This is a genomic window from Arthrobacter sp. SPT-J7 (genome assembly GCF_059089965.1).
The window spans coordinates 1-1,939 of record NZ_JBNHFF010000380.1 but is presented as its reverse complement, the minus strand read 5'-3'; the positions used below and the strand labels follow the sequence as shown (position 1 = coordinate 1,939).

At 67.5% G+C, this 1,939-nt stretch carries 2 protein-coding genes; both read left to right on the top strand.

Features of this window, described 5'->3' with window-relative positions; genetic code table 11:
- Positions 1-1,089, top strand: a 1,089-nt coding sequence (locus tag AC5RWX_RS32825; RefSeq protein WP_494100348.1) for a pseudouridine synthase, incomplete at its 5' end; no start/stop codon positions are given.
- Positions 1,090-1,092: 3 nt separating this feature from the next.
- The coding region (locus AC5RWX_RS32820; protein WP_494100347.1) for a prephenate dehydrogenase at positions 1,093-1,939 on the top strand (847 nt) is incomplete at its 3' end.

Genomic DNA, 1,939 nt, shown 5'->3' with positions numbered 1-1,939 from the left:
GGGGCCGCCAAGCGCGGCGGCGGATTCGGCAGCGACCGTCCGCACCGTGCGCCCAAGCCGCGCGAGGAGCGGTTTATCGATCCGGACCAGGCACCGGCCGGTGGCCAGGGGGGCCGCGGAGCACCGGAACCCAAATCTGCAAAGCCTTCCTCCCGGAAGCCTGCCGTACGTAAGCCGGGTGCCAAGAAGGCACCGGGAACGCCGGGTGCGCTGAAGCCAAAGCCACGCACCGGTGCCCCGGGGGCAGCGGCTTCCCGTGCTTTCGGCAGCGAACGTTTCGGCCAGAACCTGGGTCCGGTACGCCGGCCCACCCGGAAGAAGGGCCCCCGCGGCGAGGTTCCCCAGTCGGAACTCCACGATGCCGACGGCGTGCGCCTGCAAAAGGTTATGGCCTCCGCGGGCGTAGCGTCACGCCGCGTCTGCGAGGAAATGATTGCCGAGGGCCGCGTGGAAGTGGACGGCCAGGTAGTCACCGAGCTCGGCGTCCGCGTCGACCCGAAGACCGCCGTCATCCACGTTGACGGACTGCGGATCCAGCTGGATGAGAACCTGGTATACATGGTGTTCAACAAGCCCAAGGGCGTTGTTTCCACCATGGAGGACCCCGAGGGCCGCCCCTGCATCAGCGACTTCCTTCGTCACCAGCACGGCGAACGCCTTTTCCACGTGGGCCGGCTCGACGTCGCCACCGAGGGGCTGCTGCTGCTGACGAACGACGGCGAACTTGCCAACCGCCTGACGCACCCCTCCTATGAGGTGCCCAAGACGTACCTGGTCCAGGTCCGGGGCCCCTTCCCGCAGGGAATCGGTGCCCAGCTCAAGGAAGGCGTGGACCTGGAGGACGGCTTTGCTTCGGTGGATTCCTTCCGCCTCGTTGACTCCACTCCCGGCCACGTCCTGATCGAGGTAGTGCTGCACTCCGGCAAGAACCGCATCGTCCGGCGCCTGTTCGACGCCGTCGGATTCCCGGTCCTGCGGCTGGTCCGCGTCAAGGTGGGACCCATAGGTTTGGGTGACCAGCGACAGGGAAGCATCCGCAACCTCGGCAAGCAGGAAGTCGGCCATCTGCTGGCATCCGTAGGGCTCTGAGGCATGTCCGCTTTCCACAGCCAGGGCCGCGGGCACCTGGACGGTCCGGTGGTGGTCATCGGTACAGGGCTGCTGGGCACCAGCATCGGGCTGGGCCTGCGCGGCCGGGGTGTTCCGGTTTACCTGTCCGACCCTTCGCCCACTAACCAGGCTGTTGCCGTGGATATCGGTGCAGGGCAACCCTTGGCCGGGCTTGCGGGTGCTGTGCCGCAGCTGGTGGTGGTCGCAGCCCCGCCGGATGTCACGGCAGATGTTGTGGCAAAGGCGCTGACTGACTACCCGGGCTCCGTGGTGGTCGACATCGCCAGCGTCAAGGCGGAGATCCTCTCGGCGCTGCGCAGCCGCGGCGTGGACCTCTCCCGCTATGTGGGCACACACCCTATGGCCGGACGGGAAAAGTCCGGGCCGGTTGCGGCCCGCGGGGAGCTCTTCACCTCGATGCCCTGGGTGGTGTGCCCCGCGGAGGAAACCTCCGGTGCTGCCCTCCAGACGGCCCGCTCTCTGGCCACTGACCTGGGGGCGGTAGTTTCCCAGTTCACCGCTGACGAACACGACGAAGCCGTGGCCCTGGTATCGCACCTGCCGCAGGTCATGTCATCGCTTTTGGCCAGCCGGCTGCAGGGTACGCCTTTGCACGCGTTGTCCCTCGCGGGAAACGGGCTGCGCGACGTCACCCGGATCGCTGCCAGTGATCCCTCCCTGTGGGTGCAGATCCTGGGCGGCAATGCCGCCAAGGTGGTCGAGATCCTTTACGGCGTGCGGGAGGACCTCAACCGCCTGATCGGCACACTGGAGGAGCCCGCCGCACCGGGCGCCCGGCTTGACCTCGCACAGCTGATGAGTGAAGGCA